At 40.4% G+C, this 14,769-nt stretch carries 15 protein-coding genes and 1 other RNA gene; 4 read left to right on the forward strand and 12 right to left on the reverse strand.

The window, feature by feature from the left end:
* Positions 1-100 precede the first annotated feature (100 nt).
* Both ASG46_RS09845 and ASG46_RS09850 read left to right on the forward strand, forming a co-directional pair.
* On the forward strand, positions 101-1,426 hold the full coding sequence (locus tag ASG46_RS09845; RefSeq protein WP_017367435.1) for an APC family permease: 1,326 nt from the start codon (positions 101-103) through the stop codon (positions 1,424-1,426).
* Between the two features lie 97 nt (positions 1,427-1,523).
* Entirely contained in the window at positions 1,524-2,186 is a 663-nt protein-coding gene (locus tag ASG46_RS09850) for a lysozyme family protein (RefSeq protein ID WP_017359484.1), read from the forward strand.
* 35 nt (positions 2,187-2,221) lie between these two features.
* Here the strand turns inward: ASG46_RS09850 and prpB are convergent, their stop codons facing one another.
* The 4 genes from prpB to ASG46_RS09870 form a co-directional block, all read right to left on the reverse strand.
* Positions 2,222-3,139, reverse strand: coding sequence for a methylisocitrate lyase (gene prpB / locus ASG46_RS09855; RefSeq protein WP_056704340.1), 918 nt, complete (start codon positions 3,137-3,139; stop codon positions 2,222-2,224).
* Between the two features lie 12 nt (positions 3,140-3,151).
* Positions 3,152-4,588, reverse strand: coding sequence for a bifunctional 2-methylcitrate dehydratase/aconitate hydratase (locus tag ASG46_RS09860; RefSeq protein ID WP_017359486.1), 1,437 nt, complete (start codon positions 4,586-4,588; stop codon positions 3,152-3,154).
* A gap of 2 nt (positions 4,589-4,590) precedes the next feature.
* Positions 4,591-5,733, reverse strand: a complete 1,143-nt coding sequence (gene mmgD, locus ASG46_RS09865; RefSeq protein WP_056704342.1) for a citrate synthase — start codon at positions 5,731-5,733, stop codon at positions 4,591-4,593.
* A 167-nt stretch (positions 5,734-5,900) separates the two neighbouring features.
* Complete coding sequence (locus tag ASG46_RS09870; protein ID WP_008346516.1) at positions 5,901-6,440, reverse strand: DUF420 domain-containing protein; 540 nt, start codon at positions 6,438-6,440, stop codon at positions 5,901-5,903.
* A gap of 204 nt (positions 6,441-6,644) precedes the next feature.
* Between ASG46_RS09870 and ASG46_RS09875 the strand changes: the two genes are divergently transcribed.
* On the forward strand, positions 6,645-7,151 hold the full coding sequence (locus tag ASG46_RS09875) for a GNAT family N-acetyltransferase (RefSeq protein ID WP_008346514.1): 507 nt from the start codon (positions 6,645-6,647) through the stop codon (positions 7,149-7,151).
* A 152-nt stretch (positions 7,152-7,303) separates the two neighbouring features.
* Here ASG46_RS09875 and ASG46_RS09885 read toward each other — a convergent pair whose 3' ends face one another.
* The 8 genes from ASG46_RS09885 to ASG46_RS09910 form a co-directional block, all read right to left on the reverse strand.
* Positions 7,304-8,095: a LysM peptidoglycan-binding and 3D domain-containing protein gene (locus ASG46_RS09885; RefSeq protein WP_007500712.1), complete on the reverse strand. Its 792-nt coding sequence runs from the start codon at positions 8,093-8,095 to the stop codon at positions 7,304-7,306.
* A gap of 257 nt (positions 8,096-8,352) precedes the next feature.
* Positions 8,353-10,134: a DNA helicase RecQ gene (recQ, locus tag ASG46_RS09890; protein WP_056704346.1), complete on the reverse strand. Its 1,782-nt coding sequence runs from the start codon at positions 10,132-10,134 to the stop codon at positions 8,353-8,355.
* Between the two features lie 135 nt (positions 10,135-10,269).
* A non-coding RNA gene (ssrS, locus tag ASG46_RS20525) (6S RNA) lies at positions 10,270-10,455 on the reverse strand.
* A 133-nt stretch (positions 10,456-10,588) separates the two neighbouring features.
* Positions 10,589-11,089: a TraR/DksA family transcriptional regulator gene (locus tag ASG46_RS09895; protein ID WP_025207496.1), complete on the reverse strand. Its 501-nt coding sequence runs from the start codon at positions 11,087-11,089 to the stop codon at positions 10,589-10,591.
* A gap of 89 nt (positions 11,090-11,178) precedes the next feature.
* Entirely contained in the window at positions 11,179-11,826 is a 648-nt protein-coding gene (locus ASG46_RS09900; protein WP_007500715.1) for an SDR family oxidoreductase, read from the reverse strand.
* A 177-nt stretch (positions 11,827-12,003) separates the two neighbouring features.
* Positions 12,004-12,345: a PH domain-containing protein gene (locus ASG46_RS09905; protein WP_008346505.1), complete on the reverse strand. Its 342-nt coding sequence runs from the start codon at positions 12,343-12,345 to the stop codon at positions 12,004-12,006.
* 278 nt (positions 12,346-12,623) lie between these two features.
* The gene (locus ASG46_RS20530; RefSeq protein ID WP_017359491.1) at positions 12,624-12,761 is read right to left on the reverse strand and encodes a YozQ family protein; all 138 of its coding nucleotides are present in this window, start codon (positions 12,759-12,761) and stop codon (positions 12,624-12,626) included.
* 49 nt (positions 12,762-12,810) lie between these two features.
* Positions 12,811-13,023: a DUF6501 family protein gene (locus ASG46_RS09910; RefSeq protein ID WP_017367443.1), complete on the reverse strand. Its 213-nt coding sequence runs from the start codon at positions 13,021-13,023 to the stop codon at positions 12,811-12,813.
* Positions 13,024-13,232: 209 nt separating this feature from the next.
* On the opposite strand from ASG46_RS09910, the gene ASG46_RS09915 reads away from it, so the two are divergent.
* Positions 13,233-14,717 (forward strand): aldehyde dehydrogenase family protein, encoded by a 1,485-nt coding sequence (locus ASG46_RS09915; RefSeq protein ID WP_017359492.1) that lies wholly within the window; start codon positions 13,233-13,235, stop codon positions 14,715-14,717.
* The last annotated feature ends 52 nt before the right edge of the window (positions 14,718-14,769 follow it).

Raw genomic sequence — 14,769 nt, forward strand, 5'->3', positions numbered from 1 at the left:
CTTTTGAAAAAAGATTTATTCAAATAGCATTGACACGTGGTAGCATTCTTTTTAAAATGAGCATTATTTATTCATTTTTTTAGAGGAGCTGATAGGCAAATTGACTGAAGAGCCAAGACTAAAACGCAGCCTGACTGTTTTTCCGCTTGTTGTGATCGGGCTTGCTTATATGGACCCACTTGTCGTATTTGATTCATACGGCATTGTTGCTCAGCTGACGAAAGGACACGTTGCTGCAGCTTATATCTTTACTTTACTGGCATTACTATTGACAGCGCTTAGCTATGGGAATATGGTGAAGGCTTTTCCAAAAGCAGGATCTGCATATACATACGCGCAAAAAAGTATTCATCCTCACGTTGGCTTTCTTGTAGGCTGGACACTATTGCTAGACTATTTATTTTTGCCTATGGTGAATTTTGCAATCGGAAGTGCATATTTAACCGCAGCCTTTCCTGATGTACCTCATTACATTTGGATCATCATACTTGCTATCGCCATAACGACTGTCAATGTAATCGGTATACGTCTTACAGCCAACATTACAGCGCTATTTGTGACCTTTCAGGTGATTGTCGCTGTTACATTTGTTGGGTTTATTATTTATGGGCTCACGCAGCATGCAGGCACGGGAGAGTTACTGTCAACCCGTCCGTTTTATTCAGCGAGCTTAGATCCCGCCCTTATTTTTTCCGGCGCAACGATTTTATGTTTTTCTTTTCTAGGATTTGATGCGATTTCGACCATGTCTGAGGAAACAATTAAGCCAAAAAGAACGATTCCTCTCGCCATATTTTTAACGGTCGCTATTGGAGGTGTGCTGTTTACCCTTACCTCTTACTTTTTACAGCAGGTGTTTCCAAATTTTCAACAGTTCAAGCATCCAGATGCGGCATCACTTGAAATTGCGGAATTTGTGGGCGGAGCGTTTCTCCACTCATTCTTTTTAGCCGGCACCATGGTCGCTGTCATCTCTTCCTCCCTATCATCACATGCGAGTGCCGCAAGACTCTTGTATGCGATGGGAAGAGATCAATCATTACCAAAGCGTTTCTTCGGTTATATTCACCCAACATTGAAAACGCCTGTATTTAATATTTTATTAATTGGTGTTTTTTCGTTAACCGCAGTTGTTGGTGAGCTTGAGGTCATTTACTCGTTTATCAGCTTCGGGGCATTAATTGGATTTACGTTTGTTAACTTGTCTGTTTTCGCTTACTATTTCATCAAACAAAAACAAAGAGGTGTATTAAACACACTGAGGTATGCCATCATCCCTCTTTGCGGAACGGCTTTTTGTATTTGGCTCTTAACAAGCATCAGTACAAATGCATTAATCATTGGCATGGTGTGGCTCATGATCGGTTTTGTTTATTTCTGCTATAGACTGAAAACAAGAACAGAATTTACGTTTGGCTATGATTGAATATAAGGTTTTCACTTGGTATCCTGTGCAGGATATGGCATAATATAAAGGCTGTACTTCCCTTTTAAAAGCGGGGCAAAACAGGGGTGAACTGACCTTGAAAAAGAAAAAAACAGGATGTTTTGCCATTTCAGGCTGTTTCACGATTTTTCTGTTTGTTTGCGTATTAGCGGCCATTGTCATTTCCTTTAATCAAAAGGAGTTAAAAAAGCTGCCGATTGATACGGAATCAATTGTTTTGTCGAGATTGGATGATTACAAACCGCTTGTAGAAACAGAGTTAAGAGATCAAGATTTAGATCAATATACCGCGTTAATTCTCGGTATGATGTATCAAGAATCAAAAGGCAGAGGCGGAGATCCAATGCAGTCCTCTGAATCTCTTGGTTTGAAACGAAATGAAATCAATGACCCTCAGAAAAGCATTAAACAAGGAGTCCATCATTTTTCGACCATGTACAAGCATGGGAAGAAAAAAGGCGTTGATTTGGAAACCATTATTCAAAGCTATAACATGGGAATCGGCTATATTGATTTTGTTGCAAAAAACGGGGGAAAACATTCCGAAAAATTGGCAAAGCAATACTCCAAAAAGCAAGTGAAGCGAAACCCTGAAGTCTATACATGCGGGGGCGACAAAGATAACTTCCGCTATCCGTATTGCTACGGTGATTTCACTTATGCTGAAAAAGTAAAAGAAAAAACGAAAACAGTTGAAGAAAAGATGAAATTGGCTTCATCATCCACACCATCATCGTAAAAAAAAGCACTTCCTAAACGGAAGTGCTTTTCATTTTATGAATACTCTTTCCCGATTTCCGGCAGGATCGTTTTGGCTAAACGCTGGTCCATTTCTTCATATTCATCATAATGAATCGTTTCATATAGCTCTTTTCTCGTTTGCATGTCTTCCAGCATCCCCTGTTGCGTCCCCTTTTCCTTAATCTCTGTAAATAAACGCTCATACGCTTTTGCAGCAACTCTCAGGGATGACACAGGATAAATCACCATTTGAAAGCCAAACATAGAAAATTCGTCTGTATGATAATAAGGTGTTTTTCCAAACTCCGTCATGTTTGCAAGAAGCGGCCCTTTTATATTGTTTGAAGCATACGTGAAATCTTCTGCTGTAATCAGCGCCTCAGGAAAAATGGCATCTGCTCCTGCTTCTAGATAGAGATTCGCCCGGTGAATGACATCCTCCATCCCGTTTACTGACTTCGCATCCGTTCTTGCGATGACAAGAAGTGTAGGAGCCGCTTGTTTGATCGCTTTGATTTTCGCCATCATGTCTTCTACAGAAACGAGTGATTTTCCGTTTAAATGTCCGCATTTCTTCGGCATTTGCTGATCTTCAATTTGAACAGCCGCTACCTTGCTCTCCACCATTTCTTTTGCTGCCCTGGCTGCATTTAATACCCCGCCATAGCCAGTATCCATATCAACCAAAAGAGGCAGCTGAGAAGCTCGAATGATTTCCTTTGCCTTTTCCGCCATTTCAGTGGAATGAATCATACCAAGGTCAGGAAGCCCTTTGCTTGCACAAAAAGCGGCACCCGATAAATAAAGCCCTTGAAATTCCATTTTCCTCGCATAGAGCGCAGACATTCCATCGTGAACGCCTGGAATTTGAAATAAAGCGGATTTGTGCATTTGCTCTTTAAAAGCTGCGGCTAAGTCAGCTTGATTTACTTCATCATTCACGATCCACACACTAGCTCCCCCTTATATGACAAATAAGTCCATAAATGCTGGTACTGTCGTTGTTTTTAATTGATTGGGATTTTGACAAAGTGAAACAATTTGATCGACTTGTTTTTGTGGAAATCTCGTTTTCAAATGATACACCCATTTCTTTTCAAGCAGCGGGATCCCTTCCTGCCTTCTTCTACGATGACCAAGCGGATATTCAATTTCGATTCGATCTGTCATCGTTCCGTCTTTAAAGAAGATTTGAACACAGTTTGCAATTGATCTCTTTTTCGGATCTAAATAGTCTTCTGTATACCGTTTATCTTCTTTCACGATCATTTGATCACGCAAACGGTCAATGAGCGGATTCTGCGCCGTCTCTTCTTCATAATGATCAGCGGTCAGCTCACCATAGATTAACCCAATGGCTGTAATATACTGCAAGCAATGGTCACGGTCTGCCGGGTTGTAAAGCGGTCCTTTTTTATCAATAATTCGAATGGCTGATTCATGTGTCGTAATCTCTATCCTGTCAATCTCATCTAAACGGTCTTTTACCGCGTCATGTAGAATGACAGCGGCCTCAGCGGCAGTTTGCGCATGAAATTCTGCTGGATAGGCAATTTTAAAGAGTACATTTTCGATCACATATGACCCGAGCGGCTGGGCAAGTGTGAGTGGTTTTCCTTTCATTAACACGTCTTCAAATCCCCACTTTTCTGCACTGAGGGGCGTTTGATAGCCCATTTCTCCTTTCAATGTCATCATCGCCAGTCTCACCGCACGGCTTGTGGCATCCCCTGCTGCCCACGATTTCCTTGATCCTGTGTTTGGGGCATGCCGGTACGTTCTAAGCGGTGAATTGTCCACAAATGCTTGTGATAATACATGCTGTACATCTTCTTTCGTTCCGCCAAGCATTGCACAAACGACTGCACTTGATGCCACCTTGACAAAAAGAACATGATCCAAGCCATTTCGATTCAAACAATTTTCTAAAGCAAGCACACCTTGTATTTCATGTGCCTTTACAATCGCATGCAGTACGTCATTCATCGTTAGCGGCTCTTCTCCGTTTGCAAGGCGTGTTCTGCTGATATAATCGCTTACAGCCAATATCCCGCCTAGGTTATCTGAGGGATGGCCCCACTCCTGTGCAAGCCACGTGTCATTATAATCTAACCAGCGAATCATACAGCCAATATCAAAAGCCGCTTGAACAGGATCTAACACAAATGAAGTGCCGGGCACTCTTGCTCCGTTAGGGACAACAGTTCCAGGTACGATTGGTCCAAGATGCTTCGTGCATTCTGGAAAGTTGAGCGCCAGCATTCCGCAGCCGAGTGTATCCATGAGTACATACCGAGCTGTTTCAATGGCCTCTTTGCTCGTAATTTCTCCATCCACGGCATAAGCTGCGATATCTTCTAATAGTTGATCTGTTTGATTGGCTACTGCTGTTTTATTCATATTCATTCCCCCGTTTTTCCATCATCATTTGAGACTTTTAATCCTCTTGGTCCTAAATACCTTACTCTCGGTCTAAAAATCCGATTGTGTGAATGCTGCTCGATGACATGCGCTGCTAATCCGCTTGCTCTCGCAGCAAAGAAAATCGGTGTATAAAGTGAAATAGGAATGCCGAGCACGTAATAAATAGGTGCTGCGTAATAATCAAGGTTTGGATAGAGGTTTTTCTTTTCTTTCATGTATGCCTCGCCTGCGACGCACATGTCATAAAGCGTCGTGTCTCCTTTTAATTCGGTAAGCGTTTTCAACGATCGTTTTAAAAGAGCCGCTCTTGGGTCCATTTTTCTCATGTATACCCGGTGTCCAAAGCCCATCATTTTTTCTTTTGCGGCTAATTTACGTTCGATGAGCGAAAGGAAACCTTCTGTTGTTTTGCCTTCGAGCAGCATGTGCATGACTGCTTCGTTTGCGCCTCCGTGTAAGTCACCTTTTAATGAAGAAATCGCTCCAGTAAAAGCACCATACATGTCAGAATGAGTAGATGCAATGACTCTTGCTGCAAATGTTGAATTCGGCAGCTCATGCTCACTATAAAGCGTGAGTGTTTGGTCAAATGCTTTGATTTCGTCTTGTGCCGGAGTGCGGCCTGTTAACATCGCTAGAAAGTTTTCAGTGTAGGATTTGGTCTGGTCTGGAGTAGGTGTGGTGTCTTGTGTGAGAATATGATAGCTTCCCGCAACAATCGCTGGTAGCTGGCCAAGTAATCGAACAGCACGCGCTTGTTGGCATGCTTCTGATCGATCATTCAGTTGTTCATCGTACCCTGCAAGAGCAGATAAACACGTTCTCATGGCATCCATTGGGTGAGTGGTTTTTGGCAGTTTTGTCAAAATGGTTTGAATGGTTGGATGTAAGCTTGTTTGTGAGGAAATATCTTGCTGAAATTGGTGATATTCCATTGCATCTGGTAATCTTCCATAAATGAGCAAATAGGCTGTTTCTAAGTACGTCTTGTTTTGTGCCAGCCCGATGAGGTCATAACCGCGAATCACAATTTCTTCTTGCTGGACATCTAGGAACGAAATTGACGTTTCGCTTGCCACAATGTCTTCAAGCCCCGGTTTGTACTGCAATTGTTCAGTCATCATATAACCCCCGTTTCGTTCAATTGTGTTCTCCAAACGAGCAAACGGCCAGACATGATGTGATTCTATAGGTGGGAAGATACCGTGCAAGTCGGATACCCAATTCCCATTTTATCCAAAGCACTTCATCTTGTAAATAAAAGAACGTATGTCCAGATGGACATACGTTAGCTGTAGTATGGAGAAATCATAATATATACGATGACACCTGTTAGACTGACATAGAGCCAAAGAGGCATGGTCCATCTGGCAATTTTACGATGACGTTCGACTTGCATTTGTGCGCCTCTAAAGAGAGTGATCAGTGCAAGCGGTACAATGACGGCAGATAAGACGATATGTGTGATGAGAATAAAGAAGTAAATCGGACGAATGATTCCTTCTCCCCCGAAGTGTGTATCAGCTGCCATTGAATGATACGTCACATACGAAATTAAAAAGACAAGTGTTGTTGAAAAAGCCGCAAAGATAAATCGTCTATGGGCTTTAATGTTCTTTTGTTTAATCATAATGAGCGCTGAAAGTAAAAAGATAAACGTAAAACTGTTCATCACGGCATTCAGTAACGGCAGAAATGTAATATCCAGATGACTAAATTTATCTGTTTTTGGCATGAAAAATAATAAAGCAATTAAGCCGTTTATGGCAATTGTTAAAAAGACAACAATGCCGGTGAAATTTTTCGGTTTTTGATTCTGTTCGTTCATGTTTGAAAACCTCTCTTTATTAGTTCCGACTAAGAGTATGTTATTTAACTTTCTCTCTAAAGTCAATGAATTCGCTGTCTTCGTCGAATTTTAGACAAACTTGCCGATTGCCTGCCTTCTAGCGGCTTGAAAGATCCACTCACTTCCTTTAGAATGGGAATTTGTGTGGTTTTTATCAACTCTTCTATGAAAGGAGCAATAGACTTGTCAATCTTACAGGAAACAACAAAAGATGTGAAGACATTAGAGCAAGAATTACAGCAGTTGCAGTTCCAAATGTATCGAATGCAAGAAAATATAAAAGATATTTCAAAAAAAGCAAAGATTATTGGCATTGATCAAGCGAAGGAAGATGAATGGATGATCGTCTCTGCAATTGAGAATGCAGATACGTGCAAAATCATGTTAAGCGATTGTGAAAAAGCTTTTCGCGGACAATCTGATTTTTCCTTGATCGCGGAATATCCTGAAGAAGGAAAGATTCACATTGCCGATATTAAAGGCCCGCCTGATAATGGCTATGGATCCATCTGTATGAAGCATTTAAAAGAAATCGCAAGAGAGCAAAACATTCCAGTCATTACTGGGGATCTCGTCAAAAGAGATTGGAACCATGTGGACCGCCTGATTCATTTTTATGAAAAACACCATTTTGATGTCCAAATTAATTGGAAAGAGCAAAGCGGAGAAATTTATTGGGTGGACAGCTAACGACACAAAAACCAGCGTTGAGATGGGCTTATACGCTGGTTTTTGTCGAAAATGCGAATTTTTCAGAAAAATATGTGTATTTCCGGCCAAAAAAAGGTATAATAAAAGCATCAGGCCGCCACCTGATGCTTTCTTCCAAAAACAATAGACTACTAGTTAAGTACTTTCACTTTGACTGATTTTACGCCCCAATTTTTAGCTTGGGATTTGCTTGGTACGTGTACATCAATTTTGTTACCTTTAATTGCGCCGCCAGTATCTGCTGCGATGGCTTCACCGTAGCCTTCAACATAAACCTTACTTCCTAATGGAATGACATTAGGATCTACTGCGATTACTTTTGCATTTGGGTTTTTGTTTAAGTTTACCCCTGTTGCAGTGATACCTGAGATGCCACCATCATTTGCTGTATAAGCCGTAGCCGTTACAGTCATTTCTTTTTGAACACTTTGACTAGCAGAAGATGATTCTGCTTTAGCTGTTTCCTTTTTAGGAGCAGCTTTTTTCGTTGTTTGCTCTTTTTGGACAGGTGCCTGTTTTTGAACAGGTTCTGAGCTTACCGGAGCTGAGCTTTGACCAGCAACACTTAGTGTTGAACCAATCATAATTATATCTGAGTTTAAGTTATTCCAAGACTTAATATCGCTAATTGACACATTGAATTTTTGAGCGATTTTCCAGAGGCTGTCCCCCTTCTGGACTTTGTACTGCTCCTGAGTTTTCTCTTTTGAAGAGATTGTCAATTTATCTCCTACATAGATCATGTCTGTAGATAAATTGTTCCAACCCTTTAGGTCCTTTAGAGACACATCATTTTTTTGAGAGATTCCCCAAAGTGTATCACCTTTCTGTACAGTGATTTCCTTTGCAGAAGCTTGCTGTGCTCCTAATGCTGTTGTTGAGATTGCTGCAACAGCAACCAAGGACATAATAGTCTTCTTCATAAAGTAAATCCTCCCTTGTTAGCTTTTTATGGCGGCTAACGAGTGCTATCGTAACATATGTAAATGTCATTTCAATAACAAAACGATATGTTTTAGATTACAGTTCCTTTACATGAAACATCTCTCTCCATTGGTAAATCAGCCCACTAAATGGCTCAATTCCGCATCATATCAAGGTTTTGTAGGGATGGAAATCATCATGATGAAAACGCGTCCAAGTGAAACGAAAAAAAATTTATTTTCCTTCTTCAAACTCTTTATTTTTTCTCTTTTTCTATAAATAAACGAATTTCTTCTAAAAAAACATCTCCATATTTCTCTCTTTTTTGTGCGCCGACACCTTTAATATTTAAAAGTTCTTCTTCTGTTTTAGGCTCTACTGCTGACATTTCCTTCAATGTTTGATCAGAAAAGACAACAAATGGCGGAACGCCCTGTTCTCTTGCCAACTTCATTCTGACCATTCTTAGCTGCTCAAATAATGCATCATTTTCTTGAATAGCTTCTGCCTTTATCGCCTGCTTTTTATAGACGGTCTCCTGCCCCACTAACACTTTCTTTCCTTTTTGTGTCACTTTTAGTGTTGGAAAAGCTCCTTCAGACATGTGTAAATACTCTTCCGTAATTAAAAATTCAATGAAATCACTGATATGTTGGGCTGAATGCTGTTTCATTAAAGCATAAGTAGGAAGCCGGTCGAAACCAAAATCAAGCACTTTTTTGTTTTTAGAGCCGGCTAATACTTGAGCAATCATCATTTTTCCGAATCGTTCGTTCATTCTAACGGTACACGACAAAACCATTTGTGCTTCTCTCGTGACGTCTTCACGCTCTCTCTCGTCTAGACAGTTGCTGCATTTTTGACAAGGGGCACTTGATGATTGGTCAAAGTAGTCCATCACAAATTGCTGAAGGCACTGTTCCGTATGACAGTAATCTACCATTTGTCTCAGCTTGAGCAATTCATGCTGATACCGTACTTCATCTTCTGTTGATTGTTCAATGAGAAAGCGCTGCACGCGTACGCCTTGCGGTGAAAACAGCAAAATGCATTCACTTTCAAGCCCGTCTCTCCCGGCACGTCCTGCTTCTTGGTAGTAACTTTCAATATCTCTTGGAATTTGATGATGAATGACAAAACGTACATTAGACTTATTAATCCCCATACCAAATGCAGATGTAGCTACCATTACTTGAATATCATCATTTAAAAAAAGATTTTGCTGTTCTTCTCTCACTTCATCATCTAATCCTCCGTGATAAACGCCCGCTTTGATCTTTTGCTTTTTTAGACGATGATAAATTTGATCTGCTTCTTTTCGTGTGGCTGTATAAATAATGCCTGACTCAAGACTGTTTTTCTTCATATATTGTGTGATGAAGTGGTCGCTGTTTTGCCCTTTCACCACTTGAAAAGACAAATTTTCTCTAGCAAAACCAGTAAAGATTGTTTCTTCTTCGTCCATGCCAAGCTGCTCACATATATCCTGTTGGACCTTCTTTGTAGCAGTGGCTGTTAATGCTACAATAACAGGCCTTTTTGAAAGCTTGTTTACACATTCTTGTATAAAGCGATAGCTCGGTCTAAAATCATGTCCCCACTCAGATATACAGTGCGCTTCATCTATAGCCATTAAAGGAATCGTCAATCGATCAAGCAGCTGAAAAAAACGTTCATTTTGTAAGCGTTCAGGGGTGATATAAAGCAAATCATACTCCCCCTGTTCACATCTTTTCAGCCTTGTATTCATTTCACCTGTTGAAAGTGTACTATTTAAAAAGGACGATCGTATTCCCATCTCATTTAACGCATCAACCTGATCTTTCATTAAAGAAATAAGCGGAGATACAACGATTGTCGTTCCTTCCATCATAAGGGCTGGAATCTGGTAGCAAACCGATTTCCCTCCGCCTGTCGGCATAATGCAGACCGTATCCTTCCGTTTATTCACAATCGATTCAATGGCTTGTTTTTGTCCTTGTCTAAAAGCATCAAAGCCATAATATTGTTTAAGAAGTGCTTCTGCTTGTTGTAACATCCAATTCCCTCTCCGTCGTTTGTTTTGTCTATTTTAACATACATTCGTACATGCACATTCGGTCTGTTCAAAATCGTATTTTGGACAAAATAAAAAGCCATTTTCCAAAAATGGAAAATGGCTTGAATCATCCTAGGAAAAGCTGCGGATGCCGTAATCTAAGTAAGAAAGTTTTAAACCACCACTCCTCAAAGTGGGTGTTTGCAGAAACGTTCCTGTCTTCCTCTCGAAGGAGGCGTGACATTCCGGCTTCAATATAAAACTCCCTATTACAGCTTAAAGGTTAAAACTTAATTAACATTACGCACATCGCAGCCTTTAAACTATACTACACGAAAGTTTATTAAATTTCAAGATATGTTTTTTCTAAAAAAATACTCATGTATACAAGATATTTGTCCATGTAGACGGGGAAAAACATTATGTTGAGAAAACATAATTTCCTCTCATCATGTTATTTTTCCTCATCTACATCAACATCTTGCTCTTCTTCTAGCCTTTCATACGTATCTGAATGTAATTGATCCATTGTTTCTCTATTTGTTAAATCACGCATTTGCTCAGAGAACGAACGGTCAAATTCATTTGGATCTTGATTGGTTTCTTCATTTTTCTTTGCATCAATTGAATAACGAGTATAGGGTACTGCTTTCAAACGTTCATATGGAATGTCTTTTCCTGTTTTTTCACAAATTCCATATGTTCCGTCTTCCATCCGCTTAAGCGCCGCATCAATTTCACCTTCGAGCTGATCATCGACTTGATCCAGCGTCTGTTCGGTCATACGATCTAAATAGATGCTCCCATGATCTGCGATATGGTTTCCAACACCATTTGAAATCTCATTCGATTCGACCAGCATGGATTCTTCTTTCTTTTTTGATCCTTTCACATCTTCTTTTAATTGAATAAGTCTTTCATATAAATCAGCTTTTTGCTCTTTCGTTAAGCTCACGGTCAATCACTCCTTTCTCTTTACCTTCCCGCTCCATGCGAAATGAAAACATCAAAAAAGCCGCCGCCTTTGGCAGCAGCTTTCTTCATTTAAAGATTGCGAAGTGCTTCTTCTACTGGTGTATCACCTTTGATTAAGTCAAAGGCTTTATTTTTCACATTGGATTCCGTTAAGCTTTCCACTAAGACAGTGGCTACATCTTCTCTGGAAATCTCAATGTCACGATCGTCTGGAATATGAGCCGCCGCTTCTATTTTCCCTGTCTTCTCCTCATGCAGCAGTGCTCCTGGCCGCACAATGGTGTAAGAAAGACCAGATTGTTTTAAATGTTCATCGGCTTTTCTTTTCGCTTCATAATAAATCTCCATACTGCCTTGTCCTTTTCCTTGATGAGGATCGTCGGCATTATAAGAACTCAGCATCACAAAATGCTGAATATTTTCTTTTTTGGCTGTATCAACGAGGCGTTTTGCCCCCTCTTGATCAACAGCGATGGTTTTATCTGCACCTGTTTTTGAGCCTGAACCAGCTGCAAAGATGACAGCTTCTGCTTGCTTCACAGCATCTGTCACATCCTCTTCAAGATCACCGATGACAGGCGCTGCACCAAGTTCTTTTAGCGCATCTGCTTGTTTTTCATCTCGAATGAGAGCAAGCGGCTCATGTCCTTTTTCTTTTAAATATCGAATGACAAGTCTCCCTGTATGTCCGTTTGCTCCAGCAACCAATACTTTCATTGTTCATTCTCCTTTCTGTATCTGTTTCATCTTTATCCTTTTTTGATGTGATTCAAACACACGAATAGAAAAAAGCCTTTCCCACTGTAATGGGAAAAGCTTAAGGGATATGCGATAGATAAAAATAAGAACAAAGAATGAGAAAAGTGCATGTGATCTATGTAATCGCATCGTTGATCAGCAAAGATGTTTTGTTAAAATGGCCTGCACGTCACTCAAATCTGTATCTTTAGAAAAATCGAGTTCAAATACTTTTGAGCTTGTAACAAGCAGCATACCAGTGTCCTGATCAAACACGCCAGCTTCTTGAATGGCAAAACTTTCAATTGATCGATACGGCAAGGAGACCCTGACTTTCTTTTTAGAAAATACGCGGTTATCGCCAAAGATCAGTCGTTTATTAGTGAAACAAATTTGGTCGTGACGCAGTCTGTAAACAGCCTCAATTCTTTCTCCTTCAATTAATAAGGATTCGAATTTTTTATGATCATTTTGTTTACTGACAGAAAAAATACCCACGTAAACCCCCTCTTCCTGCATCAAATTCCTTTATGACAAAACGGCCACACGGCTCTGTGGGTACGTTTTATTCTCACTTATAGAATACGCTATAAATCGTCGTTATTCCATTACGAATAGATTAAATTTCATTTAACTTTTTCTTTTTGATCCGATGCTCTTTCCTCTACTTATTTAGACTGTTAAAGCAGGAAAAAAGTTTCATTTTTTTTTCAAGAAATCATTCGTTATGGGACCATAAAAAAACAGTGATTATGTAAAATCACTGTTTTAAATGACTATTCATCTTTTGGGGTATCAATCGTTCCTTCGGCATACACATCAGAAATCTGCTCAAGTGTAATCGCCATATCAGCATCTTCATTGTCATGCCAAGCATTTTGATGTTTCTGCTCTTCTTGCTGTTGCTTTTTCATCTTCATCACCCTTTACTGTTTTTCTTAGTATGAGTGATGACCATCAAAATCATTCAGCAGAATTGTCTTCGAAATACTCTTTGTAGTACCCGCCTACTTTACCCGTATTATCAACGACAAAGAGGAATTCCTCTGTTTCATTTTTCACATCATATGTGTGTCCAACCGTTAATGCCCGGTCAACCATATATTTTTTCGCATTTGTATGTACACATTTTACTTGTTTTACCGTTTCAGCCGTTTGCCAATTTTGATGGATCATGATTTAAAAACTCCTTTTTTCATCTATACATTTATTGTAGCCAATTTTTCATGAAATGCAATGAGTGTTATCGATTGCTTTCAAACATGTCGTGTAATATGATAAATGTATACGTTTACATCTGTGTGCGTATACAAATTGCTTCATGTCCACTTTTTCCACCTAGAACTCGCAGAACAACCCATATCTTTAAGGAGGTTTGTTTATTTATGAGCTCTACAACACTTCAAATCAGTTCAAAACTCGAATCTTTTCTCCAAGGGACGAAAAAACTCTACATTAACGGTCAGTTTGTCACAAGTCATGATAACAAAACATTCTCTACACCTAACCCTGCCACAGGAGAAACCCTTATTGATGTATATGAAGCAGGTGCAGCCGACATTGATGAGGCAGTAAAAGCTGCTAAAAAGGCGTTCCATGGACCTTGGCGTTCTATGTCTGCAGCCGAACGTGCCCGCTTGATGTTTAAGCTGGCAGATTTAATGGAAGAACACCAAGAAGAACTAGCTCAGCTGGAAACACTTGATAATGGAAAACCAATTAATGAAACAACCAATGCGGATATCCCTCTTGCCATTGAGCACATGCGCTATTATGCAGGGTGGACCACAAAAATGACTGGACAAACCCTTCCTGTCAGCCAGGGATATTTTAATTATACCCGCCATGAGCCTGTTGGCGTTGTGGGACAAATCATTCCTTGGAACTTCCCGCTCCTCATGGCCATGTGGAAAATGGGTGCTGCACTAGCAACAGGCTGCACCATCGTTTTAAAGCCAGCTGAACAAACACCGCTATCTGCTTTATATTTAGCTGAATTAGTGGATAAAGCCGGATTCCCAGAAGGCGTGATTAACATCGTTCCTGGATTTGGTGAAACAGCCGGTGAAGCATTAACCGATCACCCTGATGTCAATAAGCTGGCTTTCACTGGATCAACAAGTGTTGGGAAATTGATCATGGAAAAAGCAGCCAAATCCATCAAGCGTGTTACTTTAGAGCTTGGCGGAAAATCGCCGAATATTATTTTACCAGACGCCGATTTAAAGAAAGCCATTCCAGGTGCATTAAACGGCGTGATGTTTAACCAAGGCCAAGTGTGCTGTGCAGGATCAAGGGTCTTTGTGCACCGGAGCCAATATGATGAAGTTGTCGATCAAATGGCTAAATATGCGACATCCTTAAAACAAGGAGCTGGTCTTCATCATGATACCCAGATTGGGCCTCTAGTGAGTAAAGAGCAGCATGAACGTGTGTTAGGTTATATCGAAAAAGGGAAGTCAGAAGGTGCAACAGCCGTAGTCGGTGGTGACTGCCCTTATGAAGCAGGCTATTTCGTCTCCCCTACTGTCTTTAGAGATGTAGAAGATGAAATGACAATCGCAAAAGAAGAGATCTTCGGTCCAGTTCTATCTGCGATTCCTTACGATTCCATTGATGAAGTGGTCGAACGGGCCAATCAATCTGACTATGGGTTAGCGGCAGGACTGTGGACAGAAAACTTAAAGCATGCCCACGATATCGCTGCACGCCTAGAAGCAGGAACCATTTGGGTCAACTGCTATAATGTCTTTGATGCCGCCTCCCCGTTTGGCGGATATAAACAGTCAGGCCTTGGCAGAGAAATGGGATCATATGCCCTTAACAACTATACAGAAGTCAAAAGCGTGTGGATTAATCTGCAAGACTAATCATTTAAGAAAACCGATGACGATGTCATCGGCTCAGATTGTTGACAAAGGG

This window comes from Bacillus sp. Leaf49 (assembly GCF_001426125.1).
In the GTDB taxonomy this organism is placed as follows: domain Bacteria; phylum Bacillota; class Bacilli; order Bacillales; family Bacillaceae; genus Bacillus; species Bacillus altitudinis.

Excerpts from the sequence above, each read along its gene's own strand:
- ASG46_RS09860 (WP_017359486.1), bottom strand. The coding sequence starts at position 4,588 with ATGAATAAAACAGCAGTAGCCAATCAAACAGATCAACTATTAGAAGAT.
- mmgD (WP_056704342.1), bottom strand. The coding sequence starts at position 5,733 with ATGACTGAACAATTGCAGTACAAACCGGGGCTTGAAGACATTGTGGCA.
- ASG46_RS09870 (WP_008346516.1), bottom strand. The coding sequence starts at position 6,440 with ATGAACGAACAGAATCAAAAACCGAAAAATTTCACCGGCATTGTTGTC.
- ASG46_RS09885 (WP_007500712.1), bottom strand. The coding sequence starts at position 8,095 with ATGAAGAAGACTATTATGTCCTTGGTTGCTGTTGCAGCAATCTCAACA.
- recQ (WP_056704346.1), bottom strand. The coding sequence starts at position 10,134 with ATGTTACAACAAGCAGAAGCACTTCTTAAACAATATTATGGCTTTGAT.
- ASG46_RS09900 (WP_007500715.1), bottom strand. The coding sequence starts at position 11,826 with ATGAAAGTATTGGTTGCTGGAGCAAACGGACATACAGGGAGACTTGTC.
- ASG46_RS20530 (WP_017359491.1), bottom strand. The coding sequence starts at position 12,761 with ATGAAAAAGCAACAGCAAGAAGAGCAGAAACATCAAAATGCTTGGCAT.
- ASG46_RS09910 (WP_017367443.1), bottom strand. The coding sequence starts at position 13,023 with ATGATCCATCAAAATTGGCAAACGGCTGAAACGGTAAAACAAGTAAAA.
- ASG46_RS09915 (WP_017359492.1), top strand. The coding sequence starts at position 13,233 with ATGAGCTCTACAACACTTCAAATCAGTTCAAAACTCGAATCTTTTCTC.